Annotated in this window: 2 protein-coding genes; both read right to left on the bottom strand. The window is 37.1% G+C overall.

Annotated elements, in window-relative coordinates; translation table 11 throughout:
• A partial coding sequence (locus ASU35_RS03325; RefSeq protein WP_147525355.1) for a hypothetical protein occupies positions 1-1,118 on the bottom strand: 1,118 nt, incomplete at its 3' end.
• Positions 1,119-1,331: 213 nt separating this feature from the next.
• Positions 1,332-2,393 (bottom strand): transglutaminase domain-containing protein, encoded by a 1,062-nt coding sequence (locus ASU35_RS19090; RefSeq protein ID WP_058351644.1) that lies wholly within the window; start codon positions 2,391-2,393, stop codon positions 1,332-1,334.
• Between the last annotated feature and the right edge of the window lie 794 nt (positions 2,394-3,187).

The raw sequence follows: 3,187 nt of genomic DNA, 5'->3' as shown, positions 1-3,187 counted from the left end.
TTATTTTGAGTCTCATAGGCTTCCACTACCTTTGTGGCACTTAATTGAGATTGTACTTTTTTGCTTTCTTTCTTTCCGTAGGTTGCATAGAATCCTGTAATAACATAATGCTCCCCTTCGTTTTCTATTTCGGATTTGTATAGCTGCTTGCCTTCATCACCATACAGCCCTCCGGCAGTTTGATAGGTTTTACCACCATTCTCGTATTTCACTCTAGCAGGGTCTTCATAAAGTTTGTTGTCTGGGTTGTTTTCTTCGATATAATGGACTTGTACATACTGAGGTTCTATAGGTTTAGCATGCCATTCGTAGTAATTGTTGTAATTGGTGTGGAAAGTAGTTGAATTGTCCCATGTTGGATTTCCCCCTAAAGCGTTTACCCAGTCTTCTACTGACAGGATGTTGGACTTGTAAATCTTACCAGTTGTTGCATTGTAAGCCTCGATAATAGGCTGTACATACATTTCCCATCCGTCCTTATTCTTATCCTTATCCTTTAAAGGTTTGAACTTGTTATTTTTGTGCGTATTGTTCCATTTAACAATTTCCTTCGTAACGTAATTGTAAGAAAGCACGTATCGAGTAATAACCATATCTCCTTCGGTTCTCTCAGTATACTGAAACTTCTTAGTTGAATCAACTCTAATACCATCGGAATCCTTTATTCTGTAGTTAGGTTTGTAATATACTTTTCTGTAAAGGTAGGTTGGTGTGTCACTTGAATACTTCACTGGTTTCGGAGTAATATAATGCCCCACGGTTCTCCATCTATGCTCAACCTTGGGGCTTGCTTGTTTGTTTTTGGTAGTCCAGGTTAAGTAGTAAGCTCCTTTTAATTTTTTACCATCTTTACCCTTGGTTTTATCACCCTTGTAGTCTTTGTTTAATTTCTCGATTTGCTTTTCTAGCTTGTCATAGTCATCAATACCGCTTTTTTTGGATTCCATTTCCTTTAGTAGCTTTTTTCCAGACCAAAGTTTAGCACCTGTCATATCACTAGCAGATGCTGCTTGAGCTTTTGTGGGGTGGTTGTTAATTTTGAGGTTGGTTAGTGGAGTTATTGCTATTGCCAGGACTAAAGTAGTAGCTATAACTCGTTTTGTTATTTTCCTAATCATAAGAAGACCTCCTCCTATTCTTATCTTTGTATAGTATCATTAAAATCTAACTCCTTTCTTGGCTATATTACCTGAAGATGAGATACTAGTTTTCTAGTACCTCTGTTTTATTATCTTCAAGTTAAAAAGAGGATAGCAGGTGTTATCTGCTATCCTCTTGCTATAGGAACCCTTACCGGTGGTGAAACTGGTAGGGGTTGGTTTTTTGTTTGATTAATACCAATTTGCGTTTTCCCATACAAACAAATCCTGATATTTTGTATGGTCTACTTTATCATGACCTACTTTTACTTTAAGCTCTTCCAAGTAATACTTATGAGTTCCTGGAATATCCTTTTCCTGTACACCATTGTAAAATCGCTTAGGCTCCCCATTAACATTTCTAATTTCGCAATCTCCAAGCTCGGCAAGTTTAGCATCCCATGCTTGAACAATAGGATGCTGTAACCTACCTGTAGGATTTGTTTCAGTCTTCTCTACCCCACCTTTAATGTGAGGAAGTATTCCATTTGAAGGGTCGACTTCCCACCACTTGCCGTCTACCTTAACTCTGTTCCATGCATGGTTAGGGTTAATCTCTTTATTTAAGTAATACTCGGCTTCCATACCTAAAGCCTCGCACATATCCCTTAATAGTATCGCCATGTCATGACACATACCGTAGCCACGGCTTATCGTTGTCTTGGAGTCATCCTCCTCTCCAAAAGTACGCTTGAAATCAATATTTCCATTAATCCAAAGCATAACTACATGAACCTTTTCAAAGTCACTTAATTGTTCTACATTAGGACCAATCTGCTCTTTCATAATCTTAAGAAGTACAACATTGGTATCGTCTACGGTAAAGTACATCTTCGCCTTTCCATATTTAGAACTTACAGTAATTGTACACTTACCGCCACCCTTAGCAGTAACAACACCTTTACTACTAACTGTTGCTACCTTCTTGTTACTGGACTTAAAAGTTACTTTGTATTTCTTGTAATTTTTTTGAGAAATCTTTGTATTGTAACTACTCCAGACACCATACTTATTTTTCTTCCAAGAACCCTTGTAAACTTTTAAAGTACCTTTCTCACCCACTTTAAAATAGATAGATAGGCTCTTATCAGTATAATTACTAGAACTATATGTTTCTTCATAACTTATACCTGTGTAGTCTTTGAATGGGCACTTGGTTGCTGCTTGTGCAGTTGCTGAGGTTACTGGAGTTAAAGTTGTAGTAAGTATTGCTATTGCTAAGGTGATTATTGTAAAAAGTTTGGATTTTTTCATAGTGGAACCCTCCTCTTGATTTTTACTTATTTATAGCAAATTTTTGTGTAGTTTTAGGTTTTGCTGTAACTATTATACTGGATAATTTTGGAGAAAGCAATAGCTAAACTGATTACTTATCACCTATAATTATTTGTTATTACATCTTGGCTATATTACCTGAAGATGAGATGCTTAATTTTTGCACCTCTTTTTTATTATCTTCAAGTTAAAAAGAGGATAGCAGGTGTTATCTGCTATCCTCTTGACTGTTCTTCTGTGTAGTAATACCTCTAAAGTGAAATTTAAGCTAGCCTCTTGACATCTGTATACAACTATGCTAGTATTATAGTGAAAAATTATAGGCACGGCTCATACCGTAAGGAAGAAATACCAACAAGGTCTACCAGTCACAGAGTCTACTACTCTTACCACACAGAGAACATACTTCAGCAACACATTAGGAGGAAAGCGAATGTCTTTTAATCAAAGTAACTTAGTAGCTCTCACAGGAACAAATTACAATGTCTACACGGGAATAGACCTCCCGTTAAGGCCTTTAGAGAGATACCCGCTACCAATTCAAGCTGGAGCTCTTTGCTCTTATTATAAAAGCCTAAATATTGAAGAGCTTTCTAACACCCAATTAGGATTGCTTACAGCGTTACATTTACTCTACACCACACCCGAAGCTACTAAATGCTTCCTAACTGCCTTCATAACTCAGAGTGGCTTACTGCGTGTCCGCCAAGACCTTTTTTGCAGCTGAAGATTTAAGAGACGTTGTAAGCTTCGTTGAAAGAAATCTACCAACA

Source organism: Acetivibrio ethanolgignens (genome assembly GCF_001461035.1).
GTDB classification, from domain to species: Bacteria; Bacillota; Clostridia; order Lachnospirales; family Lachnospiraceae; genus Velocimicrobium; species Velocimicrobium ethanolgignens.
Note: the sequence above shows the minus strand (reverse complement) of the source record. Positions and strands in the feature narration are given on the sequence as shown.

Bases quoted from the DNA above. Each gene is read 5' to 3' on its own strand.
- ASU35_RS19090 (WP_058351644.1), bottom strand. From the start codon at position 2,393: ATGAAAAAATCCAAACTTTTTACAATAATCACCTTAGCAATAGCAATA.